Origin of the sequence: Fictibacillus sp. S7, assembly GCF_004127935.1 — a bacterium.
GTDB classification, from domain to species: domain Bacteria; phylum Bacillota; class Bacilli; order Bacillales; family Fictibacillaceae; genus Fictibacillus_C; species Fictibacillus_C enclensis.
This window is the reverse complement of sequence record NZ_QJKL01000001.1, coordinates 4,027,168-4,045,817: the sequence shown is the minus strand read 5'-3', so window position 1 is coordinate 4,045,817 and position 18,650 is coordinate 4,027,168. Positions and strand designations below refer to the sequence as shown.

Annotated in this window: 19 protein-coding genes and 1 pseudogene; 7 read left to right on the top strand and 13 right to left on the bottom strand. The window is 45.3% G+C overall.

The features are described 5' to 3' along the window. Nucleotides 1-69 precede the first annotated feature (69 nt). The 4 genes from secA to hpf all read right to left on the bottom strand — a co-directional run bounded on the left by secA (nt 70) and on the right by hpf (nt 5,765). On the bottom strand, nt 70-2,583 hold the full coding sequence (secA, locus tag DMO16_RS20535) for a preprotein translocase subunit SecA (protein ID WP_061971927.1): 2,514 nt from the start codon (nt 2,581-2,583) through the stop codon (nt 70-72). A 326-nt stretch (nt 2,584-2,909) separates the two neighbouring features. Further along, complete coding sequence (locus tag DMO16_RS20530; RefSeq protein WP_061971926.1) at nt 2,910-4,163, bottom strand: dicarboxylate/amino acid:cation symporter; 1,254 nt, start codon at nt 4,161-4,163, stop codon at nt 2,910-2,912. Nucleotides 4,164-4,238: 75 nt separating this feature from the next. Next, the gene (locus DMO16_RS20525) at nt 4,239-5,060 is read right to left on the bottom strand and encodes a GNAT family N-acetyltransferase (protein ID WP_129479854.1); all 822 of its coding nucleotides are present in this window, start codon (nt 5,058-5,060) and stop codon (nt 4,239-4,241) included. A gap of 150 nt (nt 5,061-5,210) precedes the next feature. Then, nucleotides 5,211-5,765 (bottom strand): ribosome hibernation-promoting factor, HPF/YfiA family, encoded by a 555-nt coding sequence (gene hpf / locus DMO16_RS20520; RefSeq protein ID WP_061971924.1) that lies wholly within the window; start codon nt 5,763-5,765, stop codon nt 5,211-5,213. Between the two features lie 173 nt (nt 5,766-5,938). Between hpf and DMO16_RS20515 the strand changes: the two genes are divergently transcribed. After that, on the top strand, nt 5,939-7,363 hold the full coding sequence (locus DMO16_RS20515; protein WP_129479852.1) for an amino acid permease: 1,425 nt from the start codon (nt 5,939-5,941) through the stop codon (nt 7,361-7,363). 65 nt (nt 7,364-7,428) lie between these two features. On the opposite strand, the gene DMO16_RS20510 is transcribed toward DMO16_RS20515, so the two are convergent. Then, nucleotides 7,429-7,626 (bottom strand): cold shock domain-containing protein, encoded by a 198-nt coding sequence (locus DMO16_RS20510; RefSeq protein ID WP_061971922.1) that lies wholly within the window; start codon nt 7,624-7,626, stop codon nt 7,429-7,431. A 321-nt stretch (nt 7,627-7,947) separates the two neighbouring features. Between DMO16_RS20510 and DMO16_RS20505 the strand changes: the two genes are divergently transcribed. After that, nucleotides 7,948-8,220, top strand: a complete 273-nt coding sequence (locus tag DMO16_RS20505; protein ID WP_061971921.1) for a YqhV family protein — start codon at nt 7,948-7,950, stop codon at nt 8,218-8,220. Nucleotides 8,221-8,964: 744 nt separating this feature from the next. Here the strand turns inward: DMO16_RS20505 and DMO16_RS25470 are convergent. The 5 genes and pseudogenes from DMO16_RS25470 to DMO16_RS20480 all read right to left on the bottom strand — a co-directional run. Further along, nucleotides 8,965-9,508, bottom strand: a pseudogene (locus DMO16_RS25470) (site-2 protease family protein); the annotation flags it as partial. A gap of 131 nt (nt 9,509-9,639) precedes the next feature. Continuing rightward, nucleotides 9,640-10,608: a bile acid:sodium symporter family protein gene (locus DMO16_RS20495; RefSeq protein ID WP_129479848.1), complete on the bottom strand. Its 969-nt coding sequence runs from the start codon at nt 10,606-10,608 to the stop codon at nt 9,640-9,642. A gap of 263 nt (nt 10,609-10,871) precedes the next feature. After that, nucleotides 10,872-11,012 carry a Fur-regulated basic protein FbpA gene (fbpA, locus tag DMO16_RS20490; protein ID WP_082635796.1) on the bottom strand — a complete coding sequence of 47 codons (141 nt, stop codon included), beginning with the start codon at nt 11,010-11,012 and terminating at the stop codon, nt 10,872-10,874. A 19-nt stretch (nt 11,013-11,031) separates the two neighbouring features. After that, nucleotides 11,032-11,733, bottom strand: a complete 702-nt coding sequence (locus DMO16_RS20485) for an LrgB family protein (RefSeq protein ID WP_129479846.1) — start codon at nt 11,731-11,733, stop codon at nt 11,032-11,034. Further along, nucleotides 11,730-12,092 (bottom strand): CidA/LrgA family protein, encoded by a 363-nt coding sequence (locus tag DMO16_RS20480; protein WP_129479844.1) that lies wholly within the window; start codon nt 12,090-12,092, stop codon nt 11,730-11,732. Before DMO16_RS20480 ends, DMO16_RS20485 begins: the two co-directional genes overlap by 4 nt. A gap of 209 nt (nt 12,093-12,301) precedes the next feature. On the opposite strand from DMO16_RS20480, the gene DMO16_RS20475 reads away from it, so the two are divergent. The 5 genes from DMO16_RS20475 (at nt 12,302) to dhaM (ending at nt 16,422) form a co-directional block, all read left to right on the top strand. Continuing rightward, the gene (locus DMO16_RS20475) at nt 12,302-12,631 is read left to right on the top strand and encodes a MerR family transcriptional regulator (protein ID WP_061971917.1); all 330 of its coding nucleotides are present in this window, start codon (nt 12,302-12,304) and stop codon (nt 12,629-12,631) included. A gap of 131 nt (nt 12,632-12,762) precedes the next feature. Continuing rightward, nucleotides 12,763-14,358 carry an APC family permease gene (locus DMO16_RS20470; RefSeq protein ID WP_129479842.1) on the top strand — a complete coding sequence of 532 codons (1,596 nt, stop codon included), beginning with the start codon at nt 12,763-12,765 and terminating at the stop codon, nt 14,356-14,358. A gap of 112 nt (nt 14,359-14,470) precedes the next feature. Next, the gene (gene dhaK / locus DMO16_RS20465; RefSeq protein WP_061971915.1) at nt 14,471-15,457 is read left to right on the top strand and encodes a dihydroxyacetone kinase subunit DhaK; all 987 of its coding nucleotides are present in this window, start codon (nt 14,471-14,473) and stop codon (nt 15,455-15,457) included. A gap of 1 nt (nt 15,458) precedes the next feature. Then, nucleotides 15,459-16,061 (top strand): dihydroxyacetone kinase subunit DhaL, encoded by a 603-nt coding sequence (gene dhaL / locus DMO16_RS20460; protein ID WP_061971914.1) that lies wholly within the window; start codon nt 15,459-15,461, stop codon nt 16,059-16,061. After that, complete coding sequence (gene dhaM, locus DMO16_RS20455; protein ID WP_129479840.1) at nt 16,054-16,422, top strand: dihydroxyacetone kinase phosphoryl donor subunit DhaM; 369 nt, start codon at nt 16,054-16,056, stop codon at nt 16,420-16,422. Before dhaL ends, dhaM begins: the two co-directional genes overlap by 8 nt. A 42-nt stretch (nt 16,423-16,464) precedes the next feature. Here dhaM and DMO16_RS24675 read toward each other — a convergent pair whose 3' ends face one another. The 3 genes from DMO16_RS24675 to DMO16_RS20445 all read right to left on the bottom strand — a co-directional run bounded on the left by DMO16_RS24675 (nt 16,465) and on the right by DMO16_RS20445 (nt 18,432). Further along, nucleotides 16,465-16,638 carry a hypothetical protein gene (locus tag DMO16_RS24675; RefSeq protein ID WP_206738145.1) on the bottom strand — a complete coding sequence of 58 codons (174 nt, stop codon included), beginning with the start codon at nt 16,636-16,638 and terminating at the stop codon, nt 16,465-16,467. 121 nt (nt 16,639-16,759) lie between these two features. Further along, nucleotides 16,760-17,086, bottom strand: coding sequence for a hypothetical protein (locus DMO16_RS20450; protein ID WP_061971912.1), 327 nt, complete (start codon nt 17,084-17,086; stop codon nt 16,760-16,762). Nucleotides 17,087-17,256: 170 nt separating this feature from the next. Beyond that, nucleotides 17,257-18,432, bottom strand: coding sequence for a styrene monooxygenase/indole monooxygenase family protein (locus tag DMO16_RS20445; RefSeq protein WP_129479838.1), 1,176 nt, complete (start codon nt 18,430-18,432; stop codon nt 17,257-17,259). Nucleotides 18,433-18,650 lie beyond the last annotated feature (218 nt).

Sequence of the window (18,650 nt, the reverse complement as noted above, 5' to 3'; positions counted from 1 at the left end):
ACACAGCAAAGAGAGTCTGGATCCTCCGACTCTCCCTGCACCTTTTCTTATTATATCATTCCGGGAGAATTAATTCTCCGCTCCATGACATTGTTTGTATTTTTTACCGCTTCCGCACGGGCAAAGAGCGTTGCGTCCGATGTTTTGTTTCTTTTTCACCGGCTTGCGCTTTGTTTCCTGCTTATCGCTCGGTACCACGGCTTTTCCTTCTGCCACTTGCTCACGCTGCATGTTTTGTTCAACTTGAGCCTTCATGATATACATGGAAATCTCTTCTTCAATGGCCGCAACCATCGCTTCGAACATTTCAAAGCCTTCGAACTGGTACTCGCGAAGCGGATCATTCTGCCCATAGGCACGAAGGTGAATCCCCTGGCGCAGCTGTTCCATCTGGTCGATATGATCCATCCATTTGGAGTCAACGGCACGGAGGATTACTGCTTTTTCAAACTCGCGCATATGCTCAGGTTCAATAAGTGCTTCCTTTTCAGCAAAAGCAGCGTGTGCTTTTTCTTTCAGAAGCTCGATGATCTCTTCTTGATCAAGACCTTTAAGATCATCAGCTGTCACATCCTCCTCATTCAGGAAGGTTGCCACAGAATAGTTAACAATTTCGTCAAGATCCCATTCTTCCTGCACGATTTCTTCCTGCGTATGAGCTTTTACAATGCGGTCGATAGTGGAATCCACCATCTGGAGAACAATGTCCCCAAGGTTTTCGGCATCAAGAACTTCCTGGCGCTGTTTGTAGATGATTTCACGCTGCTGTCTCATAACATCATCATATTGAAGCAACTGCTTACGGGCATCAAAGTTGGAGCCTTCCACCCGTTTTTGAGCGGATTCAACCGCTTTGGTAACCAGCTTACTTTCAATCGGCGTATCTTCATCCATTCCAAGGCGTTCCATCATGTTCATCATGTTGTCAGAGCCAAATCGGCGCATCAATTCATCTTCCATGGAAATGTAGAACTGAGAAGATCCCGGATCTCCCTGACGTCCTGAACGACCGCGAAGCTGATTGTCAATACGGCGAGATTCATGGCGCTCCGTACCAAGGATATGAAGGCCGCCGACTTCGCGAACTCCTTCTCCAAGCTTGATATCTGTACCACGGCCGGCCATGTTGGTCGCAATGGTCACCATGCCTTTATGGCCGGCGTTCTCAATGATTTCTGCTTCACGTTCATGGTTTTTCGCATTCAAAACATTATGCGGGATTCCTTTTTTGCGAAGCATCTGGGAAAGAAGTTCTGACGTTTCAACAGCAACCGTACCTACAAGAATCGGCTGGCCTGTTTCATGGCGTTCCTGAATTTCTTTAACAATGGCGCGGAATTTCCCTGCCATGGATTTATAGACAAAATCAGAATTATCAACACGGGCAATCGGACGGTTCGTAGGAATTGCCACGACTTCCATGTTGTAAATATTGCGGAATTCTTCTTCTTCCGTCTTCGCTGTACCCGTCATACCCGAAAGTTTGTTGTACATACGGAAATAGTTCTGGAACGTAATAGTCGCAAGCGTCATACTCTCACGCTGGATTTCCAGACCTTCCTTTGCCTCGATGGCCTGGTGAAGCCCTTCACTGTAACGGCGCCCTGCCATCAAGCGGCCTGTGAACGGGTCAACGATAACAACCTCGCCATCCTGAACTACATAATCAACATCCAAAACCATGATGACATTGGCCTTCAATGCCTGGTTAATATGGTGATTCAGCGTAACATGGTTATAATCATACAAGTTATCAATATTGAAATATTGCTCAGCTTTCGTAATTCCCTCTTCTGTAAGCTGAACATTTTTCGTTTTAATATCGACTGTGTAATCTTCTTCTTTTTTCAGTGTACGGACAAACATGTTAGCCATCATATACAACTCAGTTGACTTTTGAGCCGAACCGGAAATGATCAGCGGTGTACGCGCCTCGTCGACCAGGATGGAGTCAACCTCATCGACAATCGCAAAGTTGAGAGGACGCTGAACCATTTGTTCCTTATAGACCACCATGTTATCCCGAAGGTAATCAAATCCGTATTCGTTGTTTGTTCCATAAGTAATGTCCGCAGCATACGCTTCCTGTTTTTCTTCTCTGGACATATCGGAAATGTTCAACCCCACAGTAAGGCCAAGGAAGTTATACAACGGGCTCATCAATTCGGAGTCACGGCGTGCAAGATATTCGTTAACCGTAACAACATGGACACCCTTGCCTTCAAGTGCATTCAAGTACACCGGCATGGTCGCCACAAGCGTTTTACCTTCACCTGTTTTCATTTCGGCAATGTTGCCTTCATGAAGAGCAGTTGCCCCCATGATCTGAACAGGATAAGGACGTAATCCGAGAATACGGTCAGCCGCTTCACGTACTACCGCGAATGCCTCAGGAAGAAGAGCATCAAGAGATTCTCCGTTGGAGACGCGCTCTCTAAATTCCTCGGTCTTTTGGCTCAGTTCCTCATCCGAAAGACCTTTCAGGGCATCTCCCAGTCCGTCCACCTGGTCGGCAATTTTTTGGTATCTATTTAAATTTCGTTCGTTCGTGCCCGGAAAAATCTTTTTAAGCAATCCTATCATCTGCTAACGCTCCTCTGTTCAGGAAATAAGTGCTATTACTTATTCTATCAGTTTGTGAATTTTACGACAAGAAAGGCGAAACTTCTATGGCTGTCAATTCAATTATTTTACACGCTCTTCCACAAACTCTCTGATTCCCAGTATAAAGAAAAAACGATACAGGTGGGGAAATGTAAAAGAATTTACAAAAAACCTTAACGTGACTTATGCCCTGTTCCTCCTTTTTTTGAAAGGGAATTTCCATCTAGGATGGACGTTCACAGGACCTTTTAAACCCTCAAATTATGTAAAAAAGGCACAGCCGTAATTGGCCGTGCCCGAAGGGATTATGCTCCCTTTTGTTCGCCAAGTCTCATGACGGTTTCTTTCATCCTTTTTTTACCTTCCACCAGACGTGCAGTAAGCATGCTGGCTACGTTGTCACCTGTTGCATTAAGAAGGGTGGCCGGCGGATCGATAATGGTGGAGATGGCAGCTGCGATCGGCAGTGCCTCCACAGGAAATCCGAACAAAGAAAGAATGAGCATTTCGCCAATCATTCCGCCTTGTGGAATCGCACCCATCACCATGCCAACAAGCAGGGAAACGACCAGCACAAGCAGGTAGTTTCCTATACCCGAAAAATCATGGCCGAAAATCCCGAAAAGGAACGTGATTTTAAGGACACCGCCCATAACTGAACCGTCCTTATGAAGCGTTGCACCAAGCGGCACAGCCGTTTCGCTAATGTCATCCGGAACACCCATCTTTTTCGAGGCTTCCAGGTTAACAGGGATGGAAGCGGCCGAACTGCAGGTGGCCAGAGCGGTTAACGATGGAGAAAGCATGTTTTTCCAGAAAAGGCGAACACCGTCTTTTCCGTTGGCCATAAGTGCATAAAGCGTAAAAATTCCAAAGAAATAAATAATCGCAAGTGGATAATAGTAAAGGACCGCACGGAAATAGGAACCAAGCAGCGTTGGCCCAAATTCACCGATCAGGGCAGCAAAGTACGCGCCAAGCCCGATTGGTGCATAATACATGACAAGACTGACCATCTTCAGCATCACTTCACTGCCTGATTTCAGGAAGGATGCGAACGGTTTTCCTTTTTCGCCAATCATGGTAACAGCGATACCCATTAGTACTGAAAATAAGATAAGAGCAAGCATGTTGTTGCGTGAAAACAGCTCGGAGAAATCCGAAACCGTCAGTGTTTGTACAATTTGATCCCCAATGGAAACCTTATCACCGGCATCTTCCGGTTTAACAAGATCGATGTTTACTCCTTTGGACGGTGAATAAATTTTCACACCGGCCATCGCGATGACAGAAGCCACAACCCCTGTAAAAAGGAACACGACCATCATTGAACCCATTACTTTTCCGAATCGCTTGACACCGCCCATTGATGCAATGGCTGATGAGATGGAAAAGAAGACAAGCGGAACAACGATCATAAACATCGCATTCAAAAATAAATCACCAAACGGCTTCAAAACAGCGGCTTCCTTGCCCTGTGTAAAACCGATGATGCTTCCGATCACAATGGATAACAACAGTATGAGCGGAAAACGGTAGGTCTTTAGAATTTTTTTCATCTCAATATCCCCTTTTTCATGTTCATGTAGATTATAAACATCATTGTCAAAAAACAATGCGCAGCCGTTCATGTTCTAAAGCGAAAGGCGATAATAGTCCTGTGTGTTATAGGACGTAAAACCACAGGATTCATAAAGTTTCAGGGCGTGTGCATTTTGTGTTTCCACTTCCAGGAACAGCGAATGACCTTTCGACTGTTCCAAGGAAATAAGAGAATTCAGTACACTCCGGCCAATCCCTTTTCCTTGCTCCGCCGGAGTAACTGCAAATCCGTAAATCCAGGCTTCCCCCGCTGCTGCGGCCACTCTTACCTTTCCTGCTGCTTTTCCGTTTTTCTCAATCACATACCGGTCCTGTCCTTTTTCATTTTTTATCCGCTGATTATACTCTTGGGCTTTTGAAAGCGAAAAGCCAAAGCATTCAACATCCAACTGCATCTCAAACTCAAGATCAGTGGGCCTCGTTGGTCTTAAAGAAACGTCATGTGATGCTTCAACGACTTTTTCGTGCCACTTCATCTGGTGTTCGGAAAAAGCGTATCCGCATGGCACTTGTTTTAAAAAGGCAAGGCCGGACGTTGAATTTGCCGGTGTATTGAGCAGGATTTCATCATATTCTTGTTTGGCAACTTCTATGGCTTCCGTTAAAAGCTTTGTAAAAATTCCTTTTCTGCGGCAGGCGGGAAGCACCATTCCACATAGTTCAGCTTTGCTTCCAAATCCATAGATCCCAAGGAAGGCGCAAAGCTCCCCTTCTTCATAATGAAAAAAGTCCTCCTTTCTATTGCCATCACGCTGTTCAAGCATGTCCCAGTTCAGTTTTAGTTGCAAATTTTCTTCCGCTTGGCATTGCTGCTGAAGTTTTTTTATTTCTGACAGCTGCTGTTGCAATTCCATGAAAAACCTCCATTTCTGTATCCTTTTGTTTTCTCGCCTCACACAGAAAAGTCCTTTCTGATAAAAAAGAAATAGAGCAGAAAAGCCGGCAAAGGAACACATTTGTGTGCTCTTTTGCCGGCTGTTTTTTTCGTTATTCAGAGTTAATGATTATTCCGGGCTGATCAGGCCGTATCTTCCATCTTTTCGTTTATACACCACGTTGGTCGTGCCGGTTTCTGCATGATTGTAAACAAAAAAGTTATGTCCAAGCAGATCCATTTGAAGAATGGCTTCCTCGGTATCCATTGGCTTAAGGTCAAAACGTTTTTCACGGACAATCTCAAATTCGTCTTCCTCTTCGTCCAAAACAACGGTTGTAGTGGCATCTGCACTGTTGGCAATCATTTCATGAATGCCTCCATTTTGTTTGGAACGACGGTTCACCTTTGTTTTATGTTTACGAATCTGACGCTCTAATTTTTCAATTACGAGGTCAATTGCCGCATACATATCGGTGTGGCTTTCCTCTGCTCTTAGCAGCAGCCCTGTCATCGGAATGGTTACCTCGACTGATTGAGTATTGTTGTAAACTTTTAGATTGACATATGCGTCAGTGTTCGGAGTTTCGTTAAAATAGCGCTTAAGTTTTGCAACTTTCTTTTCAACATATTCCCTTAAAGCTGGAGTCACCTCAATGTTTTCTCCACGAATGTTAAATTGCATATCTTAACTCCTCCTTCCGTGATGTATATATATTTCGATATACCCGTTAACAATTCCTTCATAAACTTTAAAATATCTTGACAATAAAATTTCTTTCTCGACAATTTTCGACTCAGCCAATAGAAAGCTAAGTTTCGGGCACAATGGGGATGTAAGGTATAGGAGGGATCGATATGCATAACCAAAATGTTGTTAAACAAAGTGTGAAAAACGTCCAACAAAGCAAGGTTAAGAAAGGGAAATCCCATAAACTCGCCTGGTGGCAGCTTTCATTGATTGGCATTGGCTCAGTGATCGGTGCGGGATTTTTTCTGGGGTCTGGACTTTCCATCCATTCAGCAGGGCCTTCCGTGCTGATTGGCTACCTCCTTGCCGGTTTAACGGCCTATTTTGTCTTTAGTGCACTTGCTGAAATGACGGTACAGGATCCACAGCCCGGTTCTTTCCGGACATATGCCGGTCAGGCATTCGGCCATCCTGTCGGATTTATGAGCGGCTGGATCTACTGGACTGCCGGTGTTTTGATCATGTCCAGTGAAGTAACAGCCCTGGCCATCTTTACACAGCTTTGGCTGCCCCATGTGCCCCTCTGGCTCTTATCCGTTGTTTATTCTATACTTGCGCTTGGTATTAACCTGCTCGGCGTAAAAAACTTCGGCAGCATTGAATCGTTCTTTGCGGTGATCAAAATATCCACTCTTGTGGCGTTTATTGGATTTGGGATTCTCGCTGTGACGGGCGTCATTTCCCCCAACAGTGCGAAGGCAGGTCTTTCTTCTGCTTCCTTTGCACACGGCTGGTTTCCAAACGGCTTCTCAGGTTTCTGGTCCGCGATGATTTTTATTTTATTTTCCTACGGTGGAATTGAAGTGCTGGGGGTTCTCTCCACAGAGTTAAGAAATAAAAAAGATGTACCAAAAGCCGGTACATTTCTCGTCATCGCATTAACAGTGCTGTACGCCGTTAGTATTCTATTTATTTTGATGATGGTTTCCTTTCACATCATTAATGAGGACAAAAGCCCGTTTGTCAAAGCGCTGGCAAGTTTCCCTATTCCTTATCTGGACACGATATTCAACGTCATACTGATCAGTGCTGCATTTTCTACCATGGTAGGAGCTCTGTTCTCCATAACCAGCATTATGGTTTCCCTGGCCAAAGACGGTGATGCTCCCGGACGCCTTCAGAAAATGAACAGCCGCGGAGTTGCTGCCGGTGCTCTCGGCTTGAGCGGTATCGGCCTTGCGATCTCTGTCCTTTTCTCCTTTTTATTGCCGGACACAGTATATGAATATATGACAACCTCTGCTGGTATCATGCTGATTTTGAACTGGGTGATCATCCTGTCCTCCCATATCAAAAAAAGAAAACAAATTGGCTCCAGCGAAGAGCATTACCGATCTGCATCCTATCCGTTAACCTCTTATCTGGGTATTGCTCTCATTGCCTTTACGATCGCAGGGTCTCTCCTGCACACCAATCAGCGGGTAGGATTTTTTATCAGTCTTGGCTTTGTAGCGATCATTCTCGGCGCCTATTACCTCGGTTCACGGTTTGGCAAATTTAAAAAGGTTCACAAATCTGAAGAAGAATATTGATTCACATAAATAACCCAGCATTCTAAGAATGCTGGGTTATTATCCGAAGTATCGGCTAGTTATTATTATAGTTTGGTTACGTTAGCTGCTTGTGGTCCACGAGCTCCGTCAACGATTTCAAACTCAACTTCTTGGCCTTCATCAAGAGACTTATAACCTTCTGAATTGATGGCTGAGAAATGTACGAATACATCATCTCCATCTTCTCTTTCGATAAAGCCAAATCCTTTTTCTGCATTAAACCATTTTACTTTTCCTTGCATGTACTTTCACTATCCCTTCGTCATGACAATCTGTATAGGAGCCCTATACATTCATAGTATTACACATTTAAAAAAATGTTGTCAAATGTATCATTTAGCGAATAGTAAGAAGTTTTGTCGAATAATCTTTTTCTTTAACTATTTTGTAAAATACCAAATAAATTTACACATTTCACAGGTGATTTCAGCCCTTTGAAAAGGCACTTGCTTTCAACTTCTACTTTGGGGTGGACAACATATAGTATATGGACAGCCATTTATTGTACGGGTACATAACGGCCGGCGACTACGTGCAGCATGCACTTCATGGGGGTTGACTGTATGTTTCAAGTATTTGAGAAAATCGTCCTCGGCATGGCCATGATCAGGATTCTGTCCGGGGTATGCGAAGTTAGTGCCGCATTTTTAATGCTCCGTTTTAATTCAGTTGAAAAAGCCTTGCTGATCAATTCCACGCTGTCCATTATCGGACCTTTTATTTTCTTTTCGACCATGTCCTTAGGGTTAGTCGGCATCACAGCCAAGATCAGCACGGCAAAATTGCTTTGGATTGTGGCCGGTCTGGGGCTGATCATTTATGGAATACGAAAATAATAAAATACGCCCGGCTTCCAATGGTGTGCCGGGCATGTTTTAATTACCGCTGAAGCAGTTCGCGGTGGACTTCCATAATGGTATGTCCATACATTGCGAAATAAGACAAGACACCTGCCAGAGCAAGATACAAAAGAAGGACCACAATTTTTGTTTTTAAGCTGGCCACATAATAATTCTTGCGGCGATCCACTTCCTCTTGCTGGGTTTGGGCCTCCTCTTTTACTGCCATAAGATAGGCTTCAACAACTTTTTCAGGACGACCGCCTTCAGGCTCAGCACCCATATCTTCCCCGGTATGAAACTCCTGCTCAGCAAGCAGCCGCTCCATTTCCTTTTCTTTCATAACTTCATGCTTGTATAGAAAAAGAAAATATTTTTCCCGCTTTTGCAGCAGGTTAATTTCCGTCAGCATCGCGGCTTTTTTCAGCCGTTTTTTATCATGAACAAAAGGCCAGGTAAAACCTGAAGGAAGATTACGGATAAACCGTTCCTTTTCAACTCTCCCTTCATCGATAAAGGTATCCACGATATAAGGAAAATTGGGAAGATCACGATATTCCTCCATCTCCCGGACCAGTTCGTGAATTTTTTCTTCTTCCTTCTGATGAAGCTCCAGCGACTGCTTGCTTTCCTGCAAGACATAATCCTCTCTCACTCTTCTCCACCAGGTAGCAATCCCAAACAGGAAGATAAGAAAGATAATCGGGTCAGGAGAAATAAACATGTAAGGAATCATACAGATGAGGCCGATCAGCCATAGTTTGGTAGAAAGGACTCCAACAATTCGTCCTCCGTCAAGCGGAGAGACCGGGAACAAGTTGAACAGATTAATAAATGCACCCAAAAAGACAACCAATCCCCAGAAAGGCGACCCCTGCGTTTCATACAGGTAAACCGCAGGAAGGAACGAAAGCAGGCCGAACAACGGGCCGGCATAGGCCACAAACGCCTCATCCTTCGCGTCTTTCGGCATTTCTTTCATGCCGATGACCGCCCCCATAAACGGTACAAAAATCGCAGGTGAGGTCGGTATCCCCTTCCGTTTCATGGCCACCAGGTGACCCATCTCATGAACAAACAGCAAATAGACCAGGGCTACGGCAAATTTCCAACCGAAAAACATGGCATACGCACCAACGGATACAAACATGGAAGCCAATGTTGCAAATTTCCCCAGCTTTAATAATCCAAAAACCCATTTTAATTTACCTAAAATAAACAATCCGATTCCAGCCAAAACCGTCCAAATCCTGGACTGGTTTTTCTTTTCAGCTCTTTCAGCCATTCATCATTCCTCCAATAAATTCACGGAAAGAAAGTAAGAAACTGTCATTCTTCTAAAACCATACCATATATACGGATGAAAGAGAAAAAAGTTACAGACCACAAAGAAAAACTGCCGAAGGTTCGGCAGTTTTACGCTGTTTTAGATGGAGAGCGGTCTCCCTTTGCCTCCAATTTTTCAGCTTGCTTTCTATAATAGGTCGCCACCAGGGCGCCTGAAATGTTATGCCAGACACTGAATATGGCACTTGGTACCGCAGCAAGCGGAGAGAAGTGGACACTGGCCAATCCTGCTCCTAACGCGGAATTCTGCATGCCCACTTCGATTGAGATCGCTTTTTGTTTCGGCGGGCTCATTTTCAACAGGCGCGCCGCCCAGTATCCGAACAACAATCCAAGCATGTTATGAAGAACAACCACTGCGAAAATAGCAAGCCCAGTGGATGCAATCTGCTCTTTGCTTCCACCGACAACCGCCCCAACGATGGCCACAATACAGATAACCGAAACAAGGGGAAGGACTTTCACACCTGCTTCCACTTTTTTGCCAAGCAGCATCTTTACGATAATGCCAAGAACAATCGGAATGATGATCATTTTGGCTATAGATATGAATAAATCTCCCGGTGAAACAGGAAGCCATTTACTTGCAAATAATAAAATCAATGATGGCGTCAAAATGGGGGCAAGCACTGTGGATACAGACGTTACGGCAACAGACAGCGCAGTGTCTCCTTTTGCCAAATAGGTCATAACATTGGAGGCCGTTCCACCAGGACAGCACCCAACAAGAATAACTCCTACCGCAACTTGCGGTGACAACGGCAATAAGGTTGCCAGCCCGAATGCCAGCAGCGGCATAATGAGAAATTGAGCGGCCACACCAATGGCTACGTCTTTCGGCCGTTTGGCGACTTCCTTAAAGTCAGAGCCGGACAGGGTCAATCCCATGCCGAACATAATAATCCCCAGCAGCCACACGATATAATTTCCGATCCAAGTAAACCCTTGAGGATAAACAAAAGCGGCCACTGCTATTAATAGCACCCAGACCGCAAACGTGTTGCCAAAAAACGCACTGACTTTCTCTAACGCTTTCACACTTCTCACTCCTAAATTTTTATATTCTTTGTATTATAACGTATTTTCTGAATATAACAACAATCATTTTTTTAAGTACATTTTGTACTTTAACCAGCGAGAGCTCCGGGTGGTAATTCGACAAACTTGCCTGGAAATCATAAAAAGGCATCTGTGAAACTTGCCCGAATGCTCACTGTTCTAAAATAGATAATAAGAAAAAGCAAAGAACCCTTTCCCAACCGGATGGATTCTTTGCTCTTTTATTGGGATCTCTTATTTCATTAACAAAATGGCTTCATTTTTAAGGTTTGATATTCTTTCAAAAGCTCTTCTAATGTCAGTTCATGAAGATGCCCATTTTCGGATTTATAAAAACCTGCTTCGATTAGTTTTGTAATCAGAATTTCCTTTTTCTGTTCCATTACAAAAAATCCCCTTTCTCTATAGATATGCTATGAACAGCATGCCCATTGGAATTGTCACTGAAACCAGAATGGCGGTCGTTGTCATTCCTACACTTCCCATTGCCCCTTCTTCCTCTCCCCATTGAAAGGAACGATTTGCGCCAAGCGCCTGGGCGGAAATTCCCATCGCAAGACCGCGTGCCGTTTTGCTCTTGATGTTGCAACCATCCAGCACATGAGGACCGACGATCAACGAAAAAAGAGCGGAAATCAACACAAAAAGAATGGTAAGCGGTGCTGTTCCGCCAAGGGAACTGGACACAGACAAAGCGACTGGCAATGTGGCCGTTTTCGGCAGCAGGGACGCCACTACTTCGCCCTTTAATCCAAGAAGAAACGCAAATGCTACAGAAGAGGCAATACCTGCCATCCCGCCGCTTACTATGCCCACGGTGATTTTTTTGATATTTTTCCTAATCAGAGGAAATTGCTTGTAAATAGGAATGGCCAGGGATACGATTCCCGTCTGGAGCAGAAGGGAAAAGATTTTGCTTCCCTTTTCATAAGATTTCACGTCTATATGCAAGAATGGAAGTAAAAGAAAAAGAAGTAACGTTACCGTATATAAAGGATTGAGCCAGGACTTCTGATTGGATTTGCGGTAAATTCGCAGACCGAACAGATAGGTCAATGCTGTAGCCACAATACTTAACAGAGTGTTGCCAAACGTGATGCTCATTCGTTTCTCCTCCTTTTTCTCTTTTCATATAATTCCACTGAGTATCCTGTTCCTAACAGAATGCACAAACTGCTTAATGAAAGAACAAGGAGCACTTTCCATAGCTGAATGTGAACCGCTCCCCAGTTTAAAAACAAACCCACTACTGGCGGAATAAAAAGCAAGGTCATATGACGGAGATGGGAGTTCGCGACACCCTGCACCCATCTTAATTTCACAACTCCTGTCAGCAGGCCGAGAAACAGCAAAAACATCCCCAGTATACTTCCGGGAACCGGCAAGTGAAAAAAGGATGACAGTGCATTTCCGGCAGCCAGGGTGGCGAGGATGATCACAAACTGTCCGATGAAACGTAACAAAGGCTTCTCTCCCCTCGTCCGGAATGATTGATTTCAGTATACGAAAGGAACAGGAAGAAATCTCTCAACCTGTAAGATAACCTTCCGCCCTTTTTTCAGACCCCCAAAACGTATGTTAGAAAATCTAACATACTACTTTTCATTCTATTCAGAAAGCTTTATAGTAATGGAAAGAACTTCGTGCCACCACTGATAAAGGAGTGATGTGGGTGTCTTATGAGAGTTCATCATATAAAGAGAAAAAAGTGATTTCCATCGGCACGGTTAAGGACTTAACAGGGTTATCAGTGAGACAAATCCGGTATTATGAAGAGCGGAATTTAATCTTTCCCGCCCGTACGGAAAAAGGCACACGCAAGTATTCCTTTTCAGATGTGGAGATGCTGATGAGCATAGCAGACAAGAGAGAAGACGGGGTTCAGACGCATGAGATCAGGAAGGAGCTGAAAAAAGCACAGGAGCAGATCCAAAAGGAAAAATTGCGGGATACGATGATTAGGGGGCAGTTGAACGCGCATTTCAATATGATAAAAAGATAAAAAAACCAGTTTCTCAGAACCCAGACCTGAGAAGCTGGTTTTTCTATTTTCTCCCGTGTTTATAGCTGGATGATTCAGGGAATTTTCAAACTAATCATTACACAACATTAACCGTTCAGGAGATGAAAGGTATGGCGTCCAATCAAAACAATGGAACATTCAAACGAAGGTTAAACACACTCGATCTCACGTTTCTCGGGCTTGGCTCCATCATTGGTTCGGGCTGGCTGTATGCTGCAGCCACAGGAGCTCAGTATGCGGGCCCCTATGCCTGGATTTCCTGGATCATCGGAGCAGTCATCATCATGATGATCGGGCTGGTATACGCTGAACTCGGGGCAGCCATGCCTGTGGCGGGAGGTTTTGTCCGCTACCCGGATTTTACCCATGGATCTGTCGTCGGCTTTTTGATCGGTTTCATATCCATGCTTGCCTACTCGGCAGTCATTAGTATTGAATCCCAGGCCGTACGGGGATATTTGGAGTATTGGTTTGACAGTCTTGGCCACAAGGATGGAACACCGACCATAGGAGGATTTTCTGTACAGATCGGATTAATTCTTCTCTTCTTTATCCTTAACTACTGGAGTGTCGCGTTGTTTGGAAAGATCAACACCTTTCTTACTGTTTTTAAATTCGTTGTCCCCTCTATCATCATCATCGTTTTATTCATGCATTTTGATGCTTCCAATTTTGCCGTCACCGGCGCATCGCCCGGTGGAACAAAAGGAATCTTTGCAGCGGTTACTGGTGCTGGAATTGTATTCGCATTCAACGGCTTCCGTCAGCCGATTGAATTTGCCGGTGAAGCCCGTCGCCCCGAGAAAAGTATCCCCTTTGCCATTATTTATTCGGTCCTGATCGGTTTGATGGTTTATATGCTCCTGCAGATTGCCTATATCGGGGCTGTACCTTCTGGCATGCTGAGCGATGGCTGGAGCGGTCTTCATTTCGATTCTCCTTGGGCAGATTTGGCTACTGCACTGGGTGTTGTCTGGCTCGCCAATCTTGTACTTGTTGATGCTGTCATCTCTCCTTCAGCCACCGGGAATATTTATTTTTCGGCAACTGCCCGCTCATTGTTTGCCTGGGCGAAAAACGGCTACTTTTTTAAAATTTTTCGTAAGATCGATAAGAAAAGCGGACTGCCAAGAGCTGCGCTTTGGCTTACCTTGGTACTGGCGATTATTTGGATGCTTCCTTACCGCTTTCAGGCATGGGCTGATCTGGTTGATGCGAGCACCTCGTTAAAAGCGCTGACGTTTGTGGTCGGTCCCGTGTCGCTCATGTCGCTCAGAAAGAAGCTTCCGGAACTTAAACGCCCCTTCTTGTTAAAAGGTGCCCAAGTGGTCACCCCGCTTGCATTCGTCGGAGCAACCCTGGTAATTTATTGGAGCAAGTGGAAGGTCGTTTCTTTTATCATTCCGATCATCATCCTCTCCCTCATCCTTTATTTTATCGCTGCATACCGCTCCTCTTCCTTTTCAAAAGAAGAGGTTAAACTGCACCTGAAATCCGGATTGTGGCTCATTATCTATTATTTGTTCCTGCTCGCCATGTCTTTTGTTGGCAGCTATGGCCCCGGAACAAAGGCCGATCATCTTATTCACGCCCCTTGGGATACCCTTGTTGCGGCTATTCTTTCACTCATTTTTTATTATTGGGGTGTCCACGCCGGACTTGACGATCCGAACATTGAAATGGACGATGTGGAATCCACTCAATAATACGGCCTGCATAGACAGGGTTTTTTCTTTGAAGCAAGAAGGTTGATAAGATAAACAGAAGGGAATACAATGTAAGCGTTTCGAATTTTCATGCTGATAAGGAGAGATGACGTTGGATAAACTATTGCAGGATCCTAATCAATTTGTAACAGACATCGTTGATGGACTCGTTCGCTCCCATCCTGATTACTATGAAAAGGTAGAAGGTGTAAATGTCATTAAACGCAAAGACGGCACCCCTTCTGGCCAGGTTGGGCTGGTTTCGGGAGGAGGCAGCGGCCATGAACCGGCACACGCAGGTTACGTTGGAGAAGGCATGCTGAGTGCTGCCGTATGCGGTGAAGTATTTACCTCACCGACGCCGGATATGGTACTTGAGGGAATCAAGGCAGCTGACGGCGGCGCAGGCGTCCTGCTGATCGTCAAAAATTATTCAGGTGATGTGATGAATTTTGACATGGCCAAGGAACTCGCTGAACTTGAAGGCATACAGGTTGAAACGGTTATTGTTAATGACGATATTGCCATTAAGAATGCAGAAGATCGGCGTGGTGTGGCCGGAACCGTTTTTGTTCATAAAATTGCTGGTGCAGCCGCCGCAGCAGGAAAATCGCTATCAGAAGTCAAAAAAGCGGCAGAAAAAGCCATTAATCAGGTTCGTTCCATTGGCATGGCTCTTTCCCCGTGTTTTATGCCAGAGAGCGGCAAGCCGGGCTTTGAGCTTCACGAAAACGAAATGGAAATCGGGATCGGCATCCATGGGGAAAAAGGCATTGAACGGAAAACTGTCGCACCTGTAAATGAGATCGTGTCGGAGCTGCTCGACCGGCTGACCGCAGAAGTAACCGACAAACGGATTGCCCTGATGGTAAACGGAATGGGCGGTACTCCCATCTCAGAACTGTACCTCGCCTACAAATATGTGAGTGAACAATTGGAACAGAGAGAATACTCGATTGCCCGCAGCTATACAGGAAACTACATGACTTCGTTAGAAATGCACGGTTTCTCCATTACCCTGCTGGCTGTCGATGATGAATTGCTCGGGTACCTGGATGCCCCTTCAGAAACCATTGGATTTCCAGTGAGGAGTGAATAATATGAAACTGACCACAGAAGGTCTGAAAACAGCATTGTTGAATACAGCGGATCAAATTGAAAAGCAAAAAGATGAACTGACGGACCTGGACCGAGAAATTGGTGACGGCGACCATGGCATCAACATGTCACGGGGGTTTACTGCTGTAAAAAAAGAACTGGAGGATAAAGATTCCTTTGCAGATCTTGGGGAGCTTTCCAAGCTTGTGGGCATGACATTGATTAAAACAGTCGGCGGCGCATCCGGCCCTCTTTTCGGTACTGTCTTTGTAAAATTTGCTACCAAGTGGAATGGCAAAAGCTCAGTAGAGGGTGATGTATTATACGACGGGTTTAAAGAGGCGGCGGACGGTGTGGCTGCACGCGGAAAATCCAAGGCCGGCCAGAAAACCATGCTGGACGTGTTTGAGCCCTTTACTGAGGCGCTTAAGAGCGATGAGCCGCTTGAGACGGTGATTGAAAACGCGCTGGCATATACAAAAGAATTGAAAGCGGAAAAAGGACGGGCCTCGTACTTCGGCGATGCCTCCAAAGGTCTTCAGGATCCTGGGGCATTGTCCAGCTCCATCCTGCTCCGCCAGATTGCGGAGGTGCTGAATGGTTAACTTGATCCTCGTTTCCCACAGTGAAAAATTAGCTGACGGTTTGAAGGAGCTTCTTGCCGAGATGGCAGCCAACGTGGAGATCCATAATGCCGGCGGGCTTGATGGCGGGAAAATCGGAACCGACGTCTCCCGGATCGAAAAAGCATTCTCTTCCCTCACAGACGATGCCATCATTTTAACCGACATCGGCTCTTCCACTATGAACGGCGAAATGGCCCTCGAGCTGTATACCGGGGACCGGAACATACAATTCAAGGATGTCCCGCTTGTGGAAGGAGCCTTTCTGGCTGCCGTACAAAGCGGACAGGGATTGTCCGTGGAGCAGATCATGCAGGCGCTGGAAACAGAGTTTTCTAAATAGAAATAAGAAAAGCCCCGGGTTGAGTAAGATCCTGGGGCTTTTCTACCCTTCATTATAGAAAACGCCAATAGATTTTCCCATCAGGGTAGATGGCTGGTACAAAATTCCTTTTCGATCACCGTGATCTTCTATTACATACCAATTAGAATCATCTAACCATGTGCTATCGGATTTCTCCTCATCAAATTCATTTTGTTCATCATTCAGTGCGTCCACATGCCTTCAACTTTTACATTATGGATTTGACGTTTTCAACACTAAATTATGAGTATGATCTTTGCCCTATCTTACCTTAATAAACTTTCTGCCTGGTAATCCGCGCGCCAAGTCTTCCAGTTCATCGGGATTGACGCTGATTCGACTCATGAAGCTTCTCCTGTCTCTCCATCTCGTCTGCCTGTTCCCTTAACCGGGCTGCTTCCCGGCGCAGCGCATCTTTTAATTGTTCACCCAAGCTTGCCGAAGCAAAGTGGGTGCTTGCCGCTTCCGACATCATTTGCTGATAGGACGCCTTGCTCTTACTTTCCCAGCTCGACGCCTTCGTCAGTACCCGGTTGCGATCCCATCTCAGCTGGTCCAACTTTTGCATGGACTCCTGAACTTTACCGTAATACCAGTCCAGCATCTCAGCCTGCATCCGATACTTTTGCTGATCAAAAATCATACATTCACCGCCTGCTCAATCTCTTGTGTTTCTATTGTAAAAAACAAAGAAGGATGGAGGTACTAGACTAAGTTCCTAATAATTGTAATCATTCGGGATGTTTGGACTAGAAACGACAAAAAAGCGCCGATTCTCCTATATATGGAAGATCGGCACTAATTTCAGTTGTTTTACACTTTTGCCAGAAAAACCTGATGGGCACTCGAGGGATTTTCGAACCAGCGGGCTACCTGATCGGCAGTTACCTGATCCTGTGCCCCTCCGAGCAGCATCTGAATAACATGTCCGGGTAGCGGCTGTGTCATCGCATTCGTCCATTCTGTTACTTCTTTAACGAAATGCTTAATTCTATTCCAATATAAAATCCCCAGCTCCTCACCCCAGTGGTCATCATGTTTATGTTCGACCAGCAGTTCAGACAGCTGCTCCGCACAGTAGGAAGACAAGTTGCATCCTTGTCCGGTAATCGGATCGTTCAGCACCACACTGTCTCCACATCCCAATATGAGTTGATGTTCCTGCATCACATATGGCCTTCTCACCTCAGGCGTAATGGCAACCTGGAGGAAGCCATTTTCATCACTTAGCGCAAACAGTTCATCAACAATACGGCTGTGAATCTCCGGAAAGAACATTTCTACCGCTTCTCTCATTTTAATCGTAAAGGCATCCGGAGATTTAATCCCTTTAAACATATCAAGCGGGCCAGCAGGGACAGCTGTGATAAACAGGATAGTGACCGGGCCGGACTCTGCTTCCGCCGGAATCTCAAACATTTCCCCCAGCTCTGGGATCACCGTTACACTGACTCCGCAGGGAGAGACCGGCTTAACTCCCTTAAAGTAGCCTACAATGCATTTTCGCTGTGGCCCCTGAAACGGAGTAAGTTCTTTTTCAATCGGAAACGGAAAGATCGGACCATTTTTTCCCGTACAATCCACTACAAGGTCATATTCTTCACCTAATGTCTCCCTGTCCTGTTCGGTGATCTTTCTTTGCTGAAACGTAACACCCTTTTTCTCCAAGTCCTCAGCATACGTTGAATAAGAAAGCCGCTGATCCACGGACAATGCTGGCTTTTCCAGCCGGCCTGCAAACAGCTTTTGGTCCCCTACCGTTATATGAATGCTCGTAATCATCTGCTCACTATTCCAATCTGGCATATGAAACCTCTTTTCCCGTTCACGTGCCGGGCCAAAATGGACCTGCGTGGACATGATTCTCCCGCTTCGCACCTGCTCCGGTGTGCGGTGAGAGATGATCGTGACATCGAAATCCTCCATTAAAGCATAAGCCAGCTGCAATCCAGTCGCTCCGCCACCAATGATACCAACCTTTTTTTTCAAGGACCCCACTCCTTCTCATTATTCGCCTTATGCCTAATTTCTTTTTAAAAGCAAAATTTCCTGTGCCAGCAGAAAAAACAGGAGAATAGGACAGCATTCGTCAATCTATTTCCTAGGAAATATGGCATATTCTTTCTTCTTTCCTGCTGCGTCCTCATTTATTGACAAATAACTGCCTAATGCCCCATAAATTATGTATATAATAGGAAAAATCAGTT